The organism is Paenibacillus sp. CB74, assembly GCF_055687625.1.
Window position 1 is genome coordinate 4,824,329 of the sequence record NZ_CM146009.1, and the last position, 17,446, is coordinate 4,841,774.

At 47.1% G+C, this 17,446-nt stretch carries 15 protein-coding genes; all 15 read right to left on the minus strand.

Translation table 11 applies throughout. From position 1 onward, the window contains the following. Positions 1-888, minus strand: a complete 888-nt coding sequence (pstA, locus tag ACX9NY_RS21230; protein WP_339242887.1) for a phosphate ABC transporter permease PstA — start codon at positions 886-888, stop codon at positions 1-3. A 2-nt stretch (positions 889-890) separates the two neighbouring features. After that, a complete protein-coding gene (gene pstC / locus ACX9NY_RS21235) occupies positions 891-1,826 on the minus strand; it encodes a phosphate ABC transporter permease subunit PstC (protein WP_017690972.1) in 936 nt (311 codons plus the stop codon). 115 nt (positions 1,827-1,941) lie between these two features. Continuing rightward, the gene (locus tag ACX9NY_RS21240) at positions 1,942-2,868 is read right to left on the minus strand and encodes a phosphate ABC transporter substrate-binding protein PstS family protein (protein ID WP_339258548.1); all 927 of its coding nucleotides are present in this window, start codon (positions 2,866-2,868) and stop codon (positions 1,942-1,944) included. A 698-nt stretch (positions 2,869-3,566) separates the two neighbouring features. After that, a complete protein-coding gene (locus ACX9NY_RS21245) occupies positions 3,567-4,859 on the minus strand; it encodes an arsenic transporter (RefSeq protein ID WP_339258546.1) in 1,293 nt (430 codons plus the stop codon). A gap of 187 nt (positions 4,860-5,046) precedes the next feature. Then, entirely contained in the window at positions 5,047-7,137 is a 2,091-nt protein-coding gene (locus ACX9NY_RS21250; RefSeq protein WP_472474913.1) for a methyl-accepting chemotaxis protein, read from the minus strand. A gap of 173 nt (positions 7,138-7,310) precedes the next feature. Next, positions 7,311-8,369, minus strand: a complete 1,059-nt coding sequence (locus ACX9NY_RS21255; RefSeq protein ID WP_472474915.1) for an EAL domain-containing protein — start codon at positions 8,367-8,369, stop codon at positions 7,311-7,313. A 216-nt stretch (positions 8,370-8,585) separates the two neighbouring features. After that, a complete protein-coding gene (locus tag ACX9NY_RS21260; RefSeq protein ID WP_472474917.1) occupies positions 8,586-10,835 on the minus strand; it encodes a bifunctional 2',3'-cyclic-nucleotide 2'-phosphodiesterase/3'-nucleotidase in 2,250 nt (749 codons plus the stop codon). A gap of 475 nt (positions 10,836-11,310) precedes the next feature. Then, positions 11,311-11,727, minus strand: a complete 417-nt coding sequence (locus tag ACX9NY_RS21265) for a pyridoxamine 5'-phosphate oxidase family protein (protein WP_074093246.1) — start codon at positions 11,725-11,727, stop codon at positions 11,311-11,313. Positions 11,728-12,369: 642 nt separating this feature from the next. Next, a complete protein-coding gene (locus tag ACX9NY_RS21270; RefSeq protein ID WP_472474920.1) occupies positions 12,370-12,828 on the minus strand; it encodes an NUDIX domain-containing protein in 459 nt (152 codons plus the stop codon). Beyond that, positions 12,825-13,622, minus strand: coding sequence for a LamB/YcsF family protein (locus ACX9NY_RS21275; protein WP_472474922.1), 798 nt, complete (start codon positions 13,620-13,622; stop codon positions 12,825-12,827). Before ACX9NY_RS21275 ends, ACX9NY_RS21270 begins: the two co-directional genes overlap by 4 nt. Further along, positions 13,619-14,653, minus strand: a complete 1,035-nt coding sequence (locus tag ACX9NY_RS21280) for a 5-oxoprolinase subunit C family protein (protein ID WP_472474924.1) — start codon at positions 14,651-14,653, stop codon at positions 13,619-13,621. The genes ACX9NY_RS21275 and ACX9NY_RS21280 overlap by 4 nt, the downstream gene beginning before the upstream one ends. Then, complete coding sequence (gene pxpB / locus ACX9NY_RS21285; RefSeq protein ID WP_472474926.1) at positions 14,650-15,366, minus strand: 5-oxoprolinase subunit PxpB; 717 nt, start codon at positions 15,364-15,366, stop codon at positions 14,650-14,652. The genes ACX9NY_RS21280 and pxpB overlap by 4 nt, the downstream gene beginning before the upstream one ends. Before the next feature lie 37 nt (positions 15,367-15,403). Further along, complete coding sequence (locus tag ACX9NY_RS21290) at positions 15,404-16,237, minus strand: DUF2785 domain-containing protein (protein WP_472474928.1); 834 nt, start codon at positions 16,235-16,237, stop codon at positions 15,404-15,406. Next, the gene (locus ACX9NY_RS21295) at positions 16,238-16,831 is read right to left on the minus strand and encodes a histidine phosphatase family protein (RefSeq protein ID WP_339239256.1); all 594 of its coding nucleotides are present in this window, start codon (positions 16,829-16,831) and stop codon (positions 16,238-16,240) included. After that, positions 16,828-17,418: a DUF1572 family protein gene (locus ACX9NY_RS21300; protein WP_472474930.1), complete on the minus strand. Its 591-nt coding sequence runs from the start codon at positions 17,416-17,418 to the stop codon at positions 16,828-16,830. The genes ACX9NY_RS21295 and ACX9NY_RS21300 overlap by 4 nt, the downstream gene beginning before the upstream one ends. Positions 17,419-17,446 lie beyond the last annotated feature (28 nt).

Genomic DNA, 17,446 nt, shown 5'->3' on the forward strand with positions numbered 1-17,446 from the left:
TTATTTCGAAGCTGTCATGCGGCGGAATACAACCCGACCGATCCAGCGCGCACTTAGATTGAACGCCAGCACGAGAATGACAAGCACGGCGGATGCCCCTGCTGCCACCTCTTTGGAATCTGGTCCAATGCCTTCACTGTTCACTTTCCAGATATGGACAGCAAGTGTCTCTGCCGGACGGAACGGATTAAGCGGTGATCTCGGACTCGTCGGATTCCAATCTGTAAAGTCCAATGGCGGACTACTCATACCTGCGGTAAACATCAATGCTGCCGCCTCACCGAAGATCCGGCCCGATGCCAGAATCGTACCCGTAATCAAGCTCGGCAATGCCACAGGCAGCAGAATGGAAGTGATAATCTTCCACTTGGACAGTCCAAGTGCCAGACCTGCTTCCTTCTGTTCCTTCGGAACGGCCCGGAAGGCCTGCTCCGTTGTCCGCACCATCAGTGGCAAGTTAAAGATCGCCAGAGCCAGGGCACCCGAGATCAGGGAGAAACCAAGACCAAATTGATTGACTAGCAACAAGAGACCAAACAAACCGATAACGATGGAAGGGAATGATGACAACACTTCAACGACAAGACGAATGAAGCTGGTGATCTTGCCTGGCTTGGCGTACTCCGCCATGTAAATCCCACCACCCCATCCGAGTGGAATGGTCACAATCAACGTCAGAATCAACAGGAATACGGAGTTAAAGAGCTGTGGACCAATCCCGCCGCCACCTTTAAGCAACTGGGGTGCGCTCGTCAGGAAGTTCCAGCTAATATGTCCAATGCCTCTATACATGATGAAGCCAAGCAGACCGAGCAATATAATAACAATGAACAGGGCCAATACAACGATAACGGATGTTGCAATTTTATCTACCGTCTTTGCCTTCATTTTCATACCCGGTTCCTCCTTTCAAGCAGGCGAACCAGAATGACGAAGACAAATGTCATCACCAGCAGGACAAGCGCCATACTCCACAGTGCATTGTTATGAACAGAACCCATCGTGGTGTTACCCATGCTGAGTGTAATTACACTTGTTAATGTTGAAGCCGATTCGAGCAAGGATGTTGGAACATGCGGTGCATTACCGATAACCATCTGCACAGCAAGGGCCTCACCAAAAGCACGGGCCATACCCAATACGACACCTGTCAACAAAGCTGGCAAAGTCGTTGGAATGATGACACGGTAGATGGTTTGCCAGCGAGTGGCACCCAGTGCGTACGAGGATTCACGCAATCCTTTTGGCAACGCGGACAAAGCGTCTGCCATAATACTTGTTACCGTAGGAAGAATCATTACCGCAAGAACAAGACATCCGGCTGCAATCCCGACGCCTGTTCCACCAAAGATACTGCGCAGCAAAGGTACGATGACACTCAGACCGATAAATCCATACACAACGGACGGAATTCCGGACAAGAGCTCAATCGCAGGTTGCAATATCTTTTTCCCTTTACCCGGTACAATCTCTGTCATGAAGAGTGCTGCACACAGGCCAAGTGGACTAGCGATCAATGCTGCAAGCAAGGTTGTAATGAAAGAACCTGTAATGAACGGCAATGCCCCGTAGAACGCAGGTTCTCCAGTTGGATTCCACGTCTTTCCACCAAGGAATTCGCTTATGCTTATTCCGTTTTGGAAAAATGTGGACAGTCCCTTGGACGCTACAAAATAAACAATGGAAAACATGACAACGATCAGGAAAACGACACAAATCGACGTATAGATCCGTCCCGTCCACTCTTCCCAATAATGTTTTTCTTTTAAGGGCCGGCGCGGTTTCAACTTGTTATTCATTACCGTTCCCCCTTCGGTCTGTTCCATAACAACCATCCTTCTATAGTAGAATTAATGCAAAATATGGGATTATTTCAGAGCAAACCGCGTAAAGAGGCGGGACCTAAGTCCGCCTCTTTCGCTGTATGCGCAAGTTCAAAGATTATTGAACCACATTACCTGCTGCATCGCGTTTTACTTTCATGCCTGACATTGGAATGTATCCAAGTTCTGTCACGTCGTTTTGTTGAATTTCGTCACTCAGGATATAGTCCAGGAACGCTTTTGTTGCTGCATCCGGCTCACCTTTGGTGTACATGTGCTCGTAAGCCCACACTGGATAAGTTCCTGCTTCCACGTTCTCAACTGTTGCTTCTACACCTTCGTATTTCAGCACTTGCAAGCTGTCATCCAAGTAAGACAGGGCAAGGTAACCAATAGCACCTGGTGTTTCAGCTACCAATTTTTTTACGTTACCAGAAGAATCTTCTTGAATCGAACCTTGGATATCATCCATTTTTGCACCCAATGCATACTTCTCGAACGTTGCACGCGTACCGGAACTACTTGGACGGTTTACAATAACAATTGCTTTATCCGCGCCACCAACGTCTTTCCAGTTCGTCACTTTACCGGAGAAAATGTCGACCAGTTGCTGCTTCGTCAAATCTTCTACACCTGCATCTTTGTTGCTAACTGGAGCCATAGCTACTACGGCTACTTGATGGTCAACCAGTTCTTTTACTTTGGCTTCGTCCTCCAGCTTCTCTTCAGCGAATACATCAGAGTTACCGATTGTAGCTTGTCCGTCAGATACTTGTGTCAAACCAGTACCACTACCGCCACCTTGAACTTGAACCGTTACGTTCTTATATTCATCAACTGCCATAAATTTCTGTCCAGCTTGTTCTACCAGAGGTAACAATGCTGTCGATCCGACTGCCAGAATGTTACCGCTAAGCTCAGCAGTAGCTTCCCCTGAACCATTGCTTGCAGCACCCTCTGTACCCGCGTCATTTTTCGATCCGCATGCAGCGAGCACCAGTACGAACGTTAAGGTCATCAAAATAAACGGCAACTTTTTAAACATGTTTTGTTTTCCTCCCCCAATGTAGTGATGGCGTTTTGTGAATTTGTTTGTTCACCATCAACTCTTTAATCATTGTAGTTTCGGTATGTCATCTTAAAATCAGTGTTTTGTAAACGCAATGTTAAAAATATCGGCTGCATATTGAAATTTATCTGAGACAAATTGCTCTGAAGTGGCCGCTTCGGGAACGGACGTTGTTTCAATCCGTATTGTGTCCAGATTTCCATGAAGATTTTACACATTAATAAATTAATATAAATTTAACACTCTGAGTGGCCGTTCCGGTTACGGATCGTTCTTCTGATCGCTGTTGTCTCCAAATTTCTCTGATCAACAATTTGATTGTTGAAATTTGGAGACAAAGGCGAACGCTTCGCTTCTTCAGAATCGATTCCGTCCCCTTCACTACGATCGCGGTTTCCATGTACTGCGCTGTGTCAGCGCTCGTTGAATCTCAGGCATTTCAATCTCCTGCCTGGGAAGTAGGCAAAAAAGGCCAGCCCTATAGTAGGCTGGCCTTACGTAAATTTCTTTGTTGATTCTTTGATAGAGTAAGAAAATCTGTTTCTTCTATAAGAAGGTACAAAAGTAGGAAACAAAAAACTGCCCCACAGCCAGTGCGTAGCACCGGCTGTGAGAGCAGCTTTTTACATTACAACAGAATTATCTTATGGATACTTAATGTAAAACTACTTTTTCTAACCCAGAATCCATAACCATAACGCCAACCCGGCTAGGGTAATGAACAAGGTTGGAATGGTCAGGATGATACCTGCTTTGAAATAATACCCCCATGTGATCTTCACACCTTTACGGGATAACACATGCAGCCATAGCAATGTGGCAAGTGAACCAATCGGCGTCATTTTGGGACCCAGATCGGAACCAATGACATTGGCATAGATGAATGCCTCTTGGATGATCCCTTCCGTGTGCGCACCCTGGATGGCTAGCAGGTTAATCAATACGGTAGGCAAGTTGTTCATCAGCGATGACAATACGGCCGCTATAATGCCCATTCCGAGCGAAGCGGCCAGCAGGCCATGCTCTGCTATGGCATCTAGCCAGCGGCTCAGATGAGCCGTTAATCCTGCATTACGCAGTCCATATACGACGATGTACATACCCACGGAGAACACCACAATCGACCACGGTGCTTCCTTGATGACCCGTTTCAGATCAACTGCCTCGCTCTTGCGTGCCAGTAAAGCGAACAGCAGTGCAACCGAGCCCACAATCACCGACACGGGAATCGGCAGGAACTCACTGGATGCGTAAGCCACCAATAGCAGCCCTAGCATGAACCAGGCAATGCGAAACATCCGTGGATCACGTATTGCCTCTTTCGGGTCGCGAGCCGCAGAGATGTCATAGCGAAGGGGGATGCTTTTGCGATAGAACAAAAATAGCATTCCCGTACTCGCTACGATCGAGATCAGATTCGGCACGGCCATGCGTACCGCATACTCCACAAAGGTAATACCGAAGAAATCGGCAGACACAATGTTAACCAAATTGCTGACGACCAGCGGCAACGATGTGGTATCTGCGATAAATCCACTCGCCATTACAAAAGCCAGTACCATCCGCTCATCAAACTTTAATGCACGCACCATCGCCAGCACAATTGGTGTCAGGATGAGCGCTGCACCATCATTTGCGAACAGGGCCGACACTGCAGCACCGAGTAAAATGGAGTAGAAGAACAATCTGCGACCGTCTCCTCCAGCGAGTCTAGCCATGTGAAGAGCGGCCCATTCGAAGAAACCCGTCTCGTCGAGAATGAGAGAAATCATAATAATACCGACAAAGGCCAACGTTGCATTCCATACAATGGACGCTACATCCGAGGCATCGTTCAAGCTGACGACTCCACACAGCAAGGCAACCAAAGCCCCACCCGATGCAGTCCAACCAATTCCCAACCCACGAGGTTGCCAGATCACCAAAGTGATTGTCACTACAAAAATCAGTATTGCTACGTATACCATAAAGCCTCCTGCTGTACCCTGTATTCATATAGTATTTCGTTTATTCAATCTTATGTTGTTAGATTACACCGCTATATGCTCGGAATAACCAGACGATATATTTATACAGGGCTACAGGAACATTGTCTATATTTATTTTTCTTCTATTATAAAAGTTGTGGTAAATTATGGTTTAAAGTGTTGGGATTTATTCTTTGCCTTTATCTTTCGGCGTATCCTCTACCATCTTGAACATGCCAAGCAATCCTTGCAGTTGTTCCGCCATACTGTTCAGATGTGCCGATGAGGATGCAATTTCTTCTACCGATGCCAGTTGTTCCTGCGAAGATGCAGATACGGATTCTGTATTCGCAGCCGATTCCTGGGTCACATTCGAGATATCGCTCATCGCCTTGGCAACGTGGGATGCCCCACTCTCCAGTTGTTTCGTTGTTTCAGACAAGTCATCCAAGGTATGAACCGCCTCTTCCACCGCCTCCCGAATCTGGGCAAAGGATTGTCCAGACGTATTCACGGCCTGAATCCCTTCTCCCACACGCGTCTGAGCCGCATTCATGGCGATTAGAGCGGCATCCATGTCCTGACGGATATTATGAACGACCTCACCGATCTGCGCTGCCGAACTTCCGGATTCTTCTGCCAATTTGCGAACTTCTCCGGCTACAACAGCAAACCCACGCCCCGCATCACCTGCTCTGGCCGCTTCAATGGAAGCATTCAATGCGAGCAAGTTCGTTTGTTTGGAGATGGATGCAATGACATCCACCATGCTACCAATCTCAACGGAACGGGCATTCAGAGATTGAACCACAGTCCCTAGCTGCTCTACGGTTTCCTGGATGCTGTTCATCTGCTCTACAGCTTGTCCTGCTGCCTCATTACCAGAAGAAGCCGCTCCGGATGTATTCCGCATATTCGCCGTAATCGATTGCACACGCTCCGACATCATCCGAACATCTTCGGCCATTCGGCTCATCTGTCCAGATCCGTCTTTCACGCTGTTCACCTGCTGCTCAGCGCCTTCGGCCAGTTCCTGAATAGCCAGTGTTGAATGTTCGATTGCTTTGGTCGTTTGTTCCGCACTGGCAGACAATTCTTGAGAAGAAGCAGATACCTGCTCTGTTGTTTCCTGTACACCAAGAATCATCATCCGCAGGTTATCCACCATACGCTCGAAATACTTCGCCAGATCACCGACTTCATCTTTACGGCCTGTTTCCATTTTCACGGTCAGGTCACCTTTGCTTACAGCTCTGGCCGATTCCTGCAGTCGCTTGATCGGACGCAGCATGGATCGTGTAAACCAGATAATAAAGATAAGGGTTAGGAAGGTCGCCGCGAAAATCACTATAAATGTAATCATGCGAATGTCCTTGCTCGCACTGGTTATTTCACTCTTGAACATCGTACCGGCAATTTTCCAGCCCGTTGCTTCATTGGTAGCAAAGATCATCGTTTTCGGTTGCTCATTGAATACATAATCGAATTGACCTTCTTTACCCTCATACATTTCATCCAACAAACCACTAGCTTCCTGTGTACCTGCATCTGCTACAGGCGATACGACATAATTTTTGTTTGCATCCAAAATAATGACGTAACCTTCTTTACCCACCTTAATGGATGCTTGCTCTTGCAAGTCTGTTAGATCCAGAGACAAACCGACAACACCGGATTGGTCCTTTAATGTTTTGGAGATAAATACAACGGCAACGCCATCGGTATTAACAGACACAGCGGATACAACGGCTGTACCCGGCTTTTCCATCGCTAGTTTGTACCACTCCCGCTCCCTAGGATCATATGCATCTCCCCGCGTACTGCTTGCTGTTGCTTTACCCCGAACCATGACTCCTTCCGTTGTTCCCACAAAAATGTTCATGGCATCGGGATGCAAGCCCAGATATTGCTCCAGCTTCAACTGAAGCTCTGGACTATCGTTCTCCCCTTTGACCAAGCTCGGATCAAGGGCATCCGCAAAATAGTTAATGTCATGGATCTTGTAGTTCACTTGGCTTTCTACAATGGTATTGGCCGTACTCACACTTTGCTTGGCACTATCCACTAATTGTCCTTGTACGCCATCTTCAGCCATCGTTAGTGTGATCAAGCCGATCGCCAAGCTTGGCAGGAGCAGAACGGCCAGGAAGGAGACCAATAATTTGTTCCTTATATTCCAGACGAAACCTTTCTTTTTCTTCTTCTTTTTATTTTGATTATGTTTTGGTTTAGCAGGTTTCGCTGCTTTCATTGGTGTATTATCCTGAGTTTCACTCATGTCTTTATCCCCCTCTAAATGTAAAAATGCCCTCTTTCTTTGTATGTATGAATCAATCTAAAAGGCTTATCTTATATATCGGCTAAATGAGGGGATTTATTTGAGAGAAAAATGTGCAGGCACGCCAAACAAGCCACCTCTGATCAGAAGTGACTTGTACAAGGTACAGATTACTAATTATTCCATGTATTAGATGAAGTATTAGAGTACGGATCGCCTGGAGGTTGTGCCGAGGGTTTACCAAAATAGTAGCCCTGTGCAAGTTCAATACCTATGGAGCGACAGAATTCAAACTCTTCCATCCGTTCGATCCCCTCGGCAAGGACTTGACCTCCAAATCGACTCGACATCTCAACAATATGAAGAATTTGCTGTTGTTTGGTCGAATCCTGATCACAACGATCAATAAGACTTCGATCTATTTTGACAAAATCCGGTTCTAACCGATTCATCAACTCTATTGTTGAATATCCAGCACCCACATCATCCAGTGCAACCGACATTCCACGGGAACGATACACCTCAAATATCTGCTGCAAGATGGGCATATGTTGGATCTGCTCTGTTTCCACGACTTCAAACACAAAATCTTTAGGGTCCAGCGAAAGACGTTCAATCGCTTCAAACGTATGTGTCAGACAATATTCGGGATTATATATGGAGGAAGGCAGGAAATTTACGAAGCGTTTCACACCATGTGGCAAAAAAACAGCACTGGTCTCAATGGCAGTAATTCGCGCCATTCGATCCAGAAAAGAATGTAGTCCAGTCTCGCGTGCAACTTCAAATAATTCATAGGAACTGAAGGATTTTCCATTCTCAGCAGGACGAAGCAAAAACTCGTATCCGATAATCTGCTCCGATGCATCAACGATGGGCTGCATATGACTGCTGAATTCATGTTCCAGAATGATGGAAACAAGCTCCGCATGCCTGAAACGTGACTCCTGCATGCTTAGACTAATCCAGCTTTCTTCATTCGCCTGTTCGTATAAAGGCATAATCTGAACGGTTAGGGAATCACGTAATGTCGAATCCATTTCGCCGATCTTTTCTATTAAGCTCTGAACCGCCTCAAGATTCGAAAAATGCATCCACATCATATCATCCGACGTCTCGATAAGTCTTCCCGGCGTTTGCAGCGCTTCCAGCAAAGCGGGGGAAATGGGACGCAGGTACAAGGTACCTTGGCCCTCTATAGGATAGATTGGACTGCAGCCACTGCAATTCATGTAGGACCCCCTTGCCAATTTATGATTCCATGTCCATTAATGATTACTGGTATATACCCAAAGTTTGTAAATATTATATCATGGGTCTTAAAATTAATCTCTACTGTTTTGATGACTTCGTATATGACGGTTGTTGAAACAAATATATTCAAAATTTGCAGAAAAAAGACCGACAGTCTGATGACTGTCGGTCTCCTCCTCTCCGCTTATTAAACGTTATGAAGCGGGAATCACGATTTTCTGTCCAACTTTCAGGTTATGCACATTTGAGATTTTGTTAGCTGTTGCCAGCTTGCGCCAGTCCACACCATATTTCAAACCGATGCGGTACAGGTTATCCCCTTTTTTCACCACGTATACAACCTTGTTGCTAGTTGCCGGTTTCTCAGGTTGTGGCTTAGGCGTTGGTGTTGGAGTTGGTTTAGGCGTCGGTGCTGGCTCCGTACCTGTTTCAGGTGTTGTCGTTGCTTCACCTGTCAGTTTCAAGCCATACTCTGCAAAACCTTCTTTGTTCGTACCGATGAACGACATCGTCGGATTCGCTTCAACCAGACCTTTCGCATCCGGGGAAGAAGCAAACACAACTTCAAGATCGTTCAACGCCGCTGCAGTTACACCCGCAGATGGTTTGATTGGTGCCAGGGACCAGTTACCGTCCGCTGCCGGATTAATCGTTTTATTTTCACGGATGTAGTCGATGATCACTTGACGGTTCTCATCCGGTGCAGCCAGAACGATCCGTTTGCCGTCCGGGTTAGCCAGTTTGGATGAAGAAGCACGGTAGTTATTTGTCGCTACAATGAATTTTTGCGCTGGGTCAACCGGTTTGCCGTTAAAGCTCAGGTCCTTAATCCGGCTTGCAGATGCATTAACGATTGCAGCTTTGCCATCGTATTTGGCTGGTTGGGTCACATCAATCTGATACGTTACCCCATCGATAACATCGAAGTTGTAAGTTGGGAAGTCATTATTGATCAGTTGCTGTTGTCCACCTTTAGCCGGGTCGATCTGGTTGAACTGGCCTGCAGACCATTCCAGCCATTCTTTCAGTTCTGCGCCGTTAACCATTACAGCATGTACCGTATTTGGATACACGTACAGGTCAGCAACGTTTTTGATCGCAATGGTGCCTTTAGGAATATTCGTGTAATATGAAGCGCCTGAACGTCCACCGGCCTTGAATGGAGCACCTGCAGACAATACAGGAATTTTCTCATACTCCGTACCTTGCATATGTTTTTCGACATACCATTTCTGTGCATTCGTTACGATCTGAATGGATGGGTCATCCTGAACCAGAGCGAAGAAGCTGTTGATCGGTGCTGTCGTTTCGCCTACTGGACCACGAACATACTCCAATGTACCTTCATGCTCTTCATGAACCGCATCAATGATGTCTTTATCCGCATCTACCAGTGGCTTTTTGTTCTCAGTGTCATAGATCGGGCGTGCTTCCGTTTTGGAATCCACCACTTTCCATTTGCCATCTACCAGCTCCAGATCCAGATCGATAATACCCAGATGATCACCCCAGAAACCTGGCTCAACAGCAGGAACGCCATTGATTGTGCCTTTCTCAAGGTCTACCCCTTTTTTGCCGGCAAAATCAGCACTTGGGAATACTTTGTGAGCATGTCCAAACAGAATGGCATTAATGCCTTCTACCTGACTCAGGTACAGTACGGAGTTCTCCATCAGGTCCGTTTGAGGGATATCCTCAAATCCGGAGTGAGGAATGGCTACAATAATGTCCGCACCTTCGGCCTTCATTTTTGGAATGAATTTTTTAGCGGTAGCAATAATATCCTTGGCGATGACTTTGCCTTCAAGGTTAGCACTGTCCCACTGCATGACTTGTGGCGGTACAAATCCGATCACACCCACTTTGATCGTATGTTCCTTGCCAGTCTCGTCCGTTACTTTTTTATCCAAAATCTCATACGGTGTGAAGTAATTCTTGTCATTCGTCTCATCATCATCACCATCGTCTACATAGACATTGGCATTAATGTAAGGGAAGTTCGCTCCCTCCAGCGTCATGTCCAGGAAGTCCAGACCATAGTTGAACTCATGGTTACCGATGTTACCTGCATCATAATCGAGCAGATTCATCGCTTTATATACAGGGTGAGTCTCACCCTTTTTCAGTGGATCAATCTTCGCCACATAGTCTCCCAGCGGGTTACCCTGAATCAGATCACCATTGTCGAACAGCAAGCTGTTCTTGGCTTCATCACGCGCTTTCTTGATCAGTGTAGCTGTTTTGGCAAGTCCATACTGGTCTGTCTCTTTGTCGGAATAATAGTCATAGTTAATCAGATTGTCATGAATGTCTGTTGTCTCCATGATCCGCAGTTTAACTTTGGCAGCATCCGCAGCCGATACAGGTACCGGAAACACCGCAAGCACGTTTAATGCAACCAAAGCGGCAGTCAGGCTTGATAATACTTTTTTACTCGTTTTCAAAATAACCCCTCCCGGTTATGTACATTGAATCATGCATTATTGGGCAAACGAAGAGCGCAGAAAAAAGATAGATTTCATGGGTTGTGCGTACTGACGCTCTGATGACATGCATCCGAATTTCAGGTAAGTTTATCTCACATGAACATCTATTTATGTCTGTGCTTGTCGTTTACATTCCAAATCATAACGCAATGTTCAGCCATTGAAAAGCATTATTTTTTACATTACCCGCACATATCTAGGCCGGTTTACATTATCATGCGTGATTTCGACATATTTTTCAACATTTTAGTAGGTATTTAGTGCTCAATAGCTTTAAAATACGTATATTACATGTTTCTTACATGTATATCCATTCATCATTATTCACTCATATCAAAAACCGTGAAACCTTAAAGGCTTTCACGGTTGGAGTGAACTCTGCGCGCATTCCGCATAAGGACGCTATTTGGCAGAGGTTATTTTCATCGTTAGATTATTGTTCCCACACATGATGTTCATGATCTTTCCCTGTATATTCAATACGAGTCGGAGTGATGTCCAGAATGACATAGTTCGGATCATTAGGTCCATCGAACCACGCCTTCAGTTCGTCATTCCATACTTGCTCACGCAAACCTTCGTTCTTGGTCACTTCACAGGTTCCTTCAATCTCAACGACTTCCTTGGAACCACCAGCCTCATAACCAAGCAGCAGGCTAACATTCGGATTATTCTCCAGTTCCTCTACTTTGTGTGTACGGCGGTTCGTTGCCAGATGAATGTTCAGTCCATCGTTGAAAAGCGCCATATAGCGGGATTTCGGTTTACCATTCTCTACAGTCGAGAAGCTGCAAAAAGGGTTGTTTTCCAATGCTTTTACAATGTTTTGTTCCAATTCAGTCTGGTTCATGGGAAGTGCTCCTTTCGGTTTGGGGGAATATTGGGAGGACTATGTAGGCGGCCGTTCCGGGTACGGATCGTTCTTTGGATCGCTGTTATCTCACGATGATCCTGATCTCTTCCTCATATACATTGGATTAAAACCGATTCACACTGGCACTACGATGACAGAACAACCTTCCAATCGCTGTTACCCCCAGATTTTCTGATTCCCTTCTCTCAAAGGGAAAAATCCGGTGATAAAGGCGAGCGCTTCGCTTTTTCAGGTTTCTTCTGTCCTCTCCGTTATCGTGTGAATGCTTAATTCCAAAGGATATATGAATAAAAATTCAAGATACATGCGAACGCTTCGCTTCCTCAGAATCGATTCCGTCCCCTCCACTACGTCTACTGTTCTCCCAATTAAGGGTGAATAATAAAAAGTACAAGAGAAGTGTAGTTGTTACTCTCTCTTTTGTTTAATGACAGTTCATTAATCGCTTATCACTAGCGCCAGCTTAATGCTGCTCTGTAATAAGCCTGTACTTATAGTGTACCCACCTCACCTATGGTGAATCCCATGAACCTGTTTGCAAACGTGACAAAATTGGAAAAGTCCTTTATGAAAATGTTTACATACAGGGATTAGCGCGTCATTTTCTTCATATCTGATTTAATTCAAATCTCCAAGATAGATTGATGAAGAACCCGATTGAAGCAGTAACTCACCAATGGTTTTTGGATATAAACGAACCTGAGACAGCTCTTCCAGAGCAATCCATTCCACGGCGACTTGATGGTCGTCAGGATTGGAGCCTTCAAAAATAGTTGCCTCCGGATCGATCAGGCTGCACGCAAAATAAAATTCAACCTGGTGGATATCTGCATCCCACTCGGCGAATTCATGATTTTTTCCGATATACTCTCGAATATGCAACAACTCTCCCACGTTCACAGCCTGGCCAATCTCCTCCAGACATTCACGTGCGACCGCATCCTTGAGTTCTTCACCTTTCTCCTGTCCTCCACCCGGGAACACATAAGCGGTACCATATTGGTCTTCCAGCCGAATGACCAGCAATCGTCCATCCTGCACAATAACGGCCTTCGCCGAGTTGCGTATGGGTTTCATTCTGTTCTTTCACTCCTTGTCATTCCAAAATTATGCGTGGATAACTGAATGCCTTCCGATTCCAGCACACGACGAATCTCTTGAGCAAATGCTAGAGCATTCGCTCCGTCACCGTGGATGCAGACCGTCTCTGCCTTCATGGAAACCCGCGTGCCATCCGTGGATACAACCACGCCGTCTTTCACCATCTGGAGCACTTGAGCAATCGCTTGTCCCGACTCTTCAATGACAGCCCCCGCTTGGCTTCGAGGGGTTAGCTTACCATCCGCCCCATAGGTTCGATCCGCAAACACCTCGCTCACACTGCGCAGACCGATGCGATCCGCAGCGTTAATCAGCTTACTGCCCGCCAGACCATACAAATATAGATCAGGCTGAACTTTATAGATTGCCTCGGCAATAGCTTCAGCAAGCTTCGTATCTTCTGCAGCCATATTGTATAAGGCGCCGTGCGGTTTCACGTGATGCATTCGCCCCCCACTTGCACGGACAAAGGCATCCAGCGCACCGATCTGATACACCACCATGTCATATGCTTCCCGTGGCGTAATGTCCATACGTCTTCTGCCAAACCCTTGCAGATCCGGCAATCCGGGGTGAGCGCCAATTGCCACCTGATGCTCCAATGCCTTCTCCACCGTGATCCGCATCGTAGCCGGGTCCCCTGCATGAAACCCGCAGGCTATATTGGCTGACGTAATTAAGGGCAGAATGGCTTCGTCCGATAACGTGCGATATATACCATAACTTTCGCCCAGATCACAATTGATATCCAAGGTTTTTGAGGTATTCATTGAGCGCCCTCCATTCCTGCCATTCTTCTGCGTATCAGCTTATCCATGAGATGCATATTGATCTCCTGTTCCATGTACAACTGCCGGGCTTGATCATGCGTAATCTGTGCAAAAGAAATTCGGGTTCCCGGCCTAGCCTGAGCCAGGATTGGCATATCCACCTGAGCTACCTGTGCTATGACAGGATAACCTCCAATGGTCTGATGGTCTGCCATCAAGATGATCGGCTGACCATCGGGTGGCACCTGCACCGTGCCATAGGTAACGGCTTCTGACAGCCGATCCAACGGCTGATTCAACTCCAGTCTGGAGCCTTGCAGGCGATAGCCCATCCGATCGGATTGCGGAGAGATTACGTATTTTTCGGCATAGAAATGTCCCAGACTTGCCTCGCTGAACAGCGAGCTGTCCTTGCTCACCATCACACGAATAACAGCTCTCCCGTAATAGTCAGGTCTTTCACGTTCAGATAAGAACCACGCAGGCGCCAATATTCGGCGGCCCCGCTCACTTTCTTCTACCTGCTGCTCCATACGCTTCATCCATACTTGTGCTTCACCAGAAGGTTCACCTGTAGATAACAGGTCTGTCACACGCAGGGGTCTTCCTGCCAAACCGCCAATACCTGTCTTAAGATCTGTACTTCGACTGCCCATCACTTCCGGTGCAGCTATTCCACCCGCTAACGCCAGATAACAACGCAAGCCATGACGACACGGGCCAAATTTCAATACACTTCCAGCCCGCACCAGCACAGGACGCCACAAAGGTACAGGCAGATGATCCACCGTTGCTGTCAGATCCCCCCCACATAATGAGACTAGCTGGCTCTCCTGAAATCGAAGCTCCGGCCCCGTCATCGTCATCTCCAGCAGTGCTGCATTTCGGGGATTGCCCACAAGCATATTGGCGGCTCTGGCTGCAAAGGTGTCCATGACCCCGCCAGGATGAATACCATACCGGCGATAGCCGGTTCTGCCTTCATCCTGAATGGTAGATAACAGCCCAGGACGAATCACTTCAACACTCATCGCTCATCCTCCATCCGCTTCAACGCCAGATAGTCCTGCTTCGTAATCTGTTCAAATCGAACCCGATCACCTGCTGCCAGCAAACTTGGTACCTTCTCATCCGGCCGAAACAACCGGAGGGGCGTTCGTCCAATACATTGCCATCCTCCGGGTGTATCTACCGGATAGATTCCTGTCTGTTTGCCCCCAATCCCTACTGTACCGGCCTCTACCCGAAGTCTTGGCGTTGCCCGTCTGGGCGTAGCAATCCGTTCAGATAACCCACCGAGATACGGAAAACCTGGGGCAAATCCAATCATATGGACCAGATAATCCCCGGATGTATGAATTGCAATAACGTCCTCTGAGGTCAGTCCATGCTCACTGGCAACATAGTCCAGATCAGGCCCCCATTCGCCACCGTAACATACGGGAATCGTGACCGTTCTGGGCTTGTCTTGTACGGATTCCTTCATTTGGTTCAACTGTTGAAGCAGAGCGTGGCACAACTCGGGGTACGGGGAGATGAACGGATTATAAAATAGTGTAACGGAGGTGTATGAAGGCACCCATTCGATCATGGCAGGCAGAGTTCTTTTTTCCAGCAAAGCACATACAGACGCCACTCTGCGCTGTACCGCGACAGACAAGTGATCCCCGCAATCGATGATAACGGCTGTCTCACCCAGCGGAAACAAAATCTCCTTTGTCCAAGCATACGGTAATTCCCTCATGCGCGATCTCCCCTCTGTCCACACGTTTAGCGTATCGTTATTTCTCTCTCTCCAATGTCAGCAATACTAGTGAACGAACCGCCGGAAACGGCTCGTCTTCTTCTGTACGTATCGCAAGATACAGTGTCTGCAAAAACAGACGCACATTCAGGTCTCTATGACTGGTATCCAGAAATGGTCTGTTTACTGCCTTAGTTTCTTGATGAAGGGAATCGATCCACAACGTAATATCTTTTTGCTCTAGCAGATTACGACGAAGAATAGTCACTACAGCATGCGCTATTCGCTGATCTTCATCATGGATGTAAACGTCACTTGATTCGGTTATTTTCCGACTGATTGCATGCAGAAGTTCCAGCAGTTCCATTCGCTCCAGATATGGTGACTGAGCCAGGTCTTCAACCGCATCCGCCGCATGTGCGGGGGCATGCGCCCAGCCCTTATCATCGACATAGCCGCGAAGATCTTTTTCACATGCCAGATATGTAATTAACCGTTGATGAATCCCTGCGATATCCACCTTGTTCAGGAAAGGTTTCTCTCGATCCACATTCAGGATTGGAGGCAGTAACAATATGGAGAACGTCCGTGTAAACACACTGTCCGTTCCCTGCTCTCCGATGCCATGGAAGAGGTGCTGATCATCCAGAGCCAACTGCAACAGATGCCTCAGCTCGTCTTCCGTAAATACACCCTTTCCAATCCAGGTTGCAAACGTAATATAGATCAATTCATCCCGCAGGACAGGGTCAGGACTGCCAATATGTTTCATCATATGCAGCGCCAATTCGTAAGGTTGTTCCACATGGTCTATGGACCGATTAGCTGACTGGATATGCTGCAATTTTTGCTTTAACGTCAGAGCATCCATCTATTGTGCATCCTTGGACGAATTCAAATGCACGCTGCAATTGTACAGTTCGCATTGCCATGTATCATCTTTCTTGGCAATCCGCGTAATGGATGTATTGGACAGCTTCACACTAATATCAAGCTCAGGCACCAGACCTCGTAATGTATTCCGCAGGACGGCTCCGTGACTGACCACGATTACTTTGCCATCAGGATGCTGCTGTACAATCTCTTCAAGCACTGCACTGCCTCGAACAGTCCCTGCATCTGCAAGCTCCCGTCCCAGATCCAGGGTACTCCAGTCCGCTCCCCACTTGGCTAACCGTTCCTCTTCCGTCGTTCCTTCGACCTGTCCTCCGCCCATCTCGCGAAGTCTGGAGTCCAGATGGATCTCCTGAATGCCCAAGCGATCACCAATGATGCGAGCCGTCTCACTTGCACGTTCCAAGTCACTTGCATAGATGGCATCCCATGATTCCTCTGCCAGTCTCGTTGCAAGTAAAACCGCTTGTTCCCTTCCCTCCTGATCCAGCGGATTGTCCGTCTGGCCCTGAGAACGTTTTTCCTTATTCCACGCTGTGCTTCCATGGCGAATCAGTGCAATTTCAGTCATTGTTGTTCCTCACCTTTTTCGATATGAAGTTCATCTTCTGTAAAATGTTTGCGTGCCTTTGGCTTGGCAAATTTGCCGCCATTATATTGAGCAGATCCGTTTCTCGGGATCGAGAGACTGTCCCACGCTGTTTCTTTAAGCATTTTTGCGGCAAATACAATCTGTCCGACATGATATGGATAGTGCGCCAATTGCCGAATAATGGCCTCCATGACGGTATGCCCTTCATTGCGAATATATATGATATGAGACAATTGTTCCGGGGTAAATGAACGAATGGCTTCGAGCAGGCATGTCCAGCCTTCCTCCCATTTTGCGAGCAACTCTTCCCGGGAAGCAATATCATTCACGAATTCGGCATCCCGTTCACGCCAAGGTTTCTCTCCATCTGTTGTCAGTACATCTGTCCAACGGGACAGCATATTGCCCCAGAGATGTTTTACAATCACCGCGATGCTGTTCGCGTCTTCATTCCAGGATTGAAACAACTGCTCGTACTCCAGTTGCGCCATAGCTTTTTCCCCGAGCTGCTTGTAATACAGAAATTGCTTCTCCGCCGTTTCCAGAAAAACCTGATTCATATCCATCCGTTAACCACCCTTCGAAAAAAGTAAT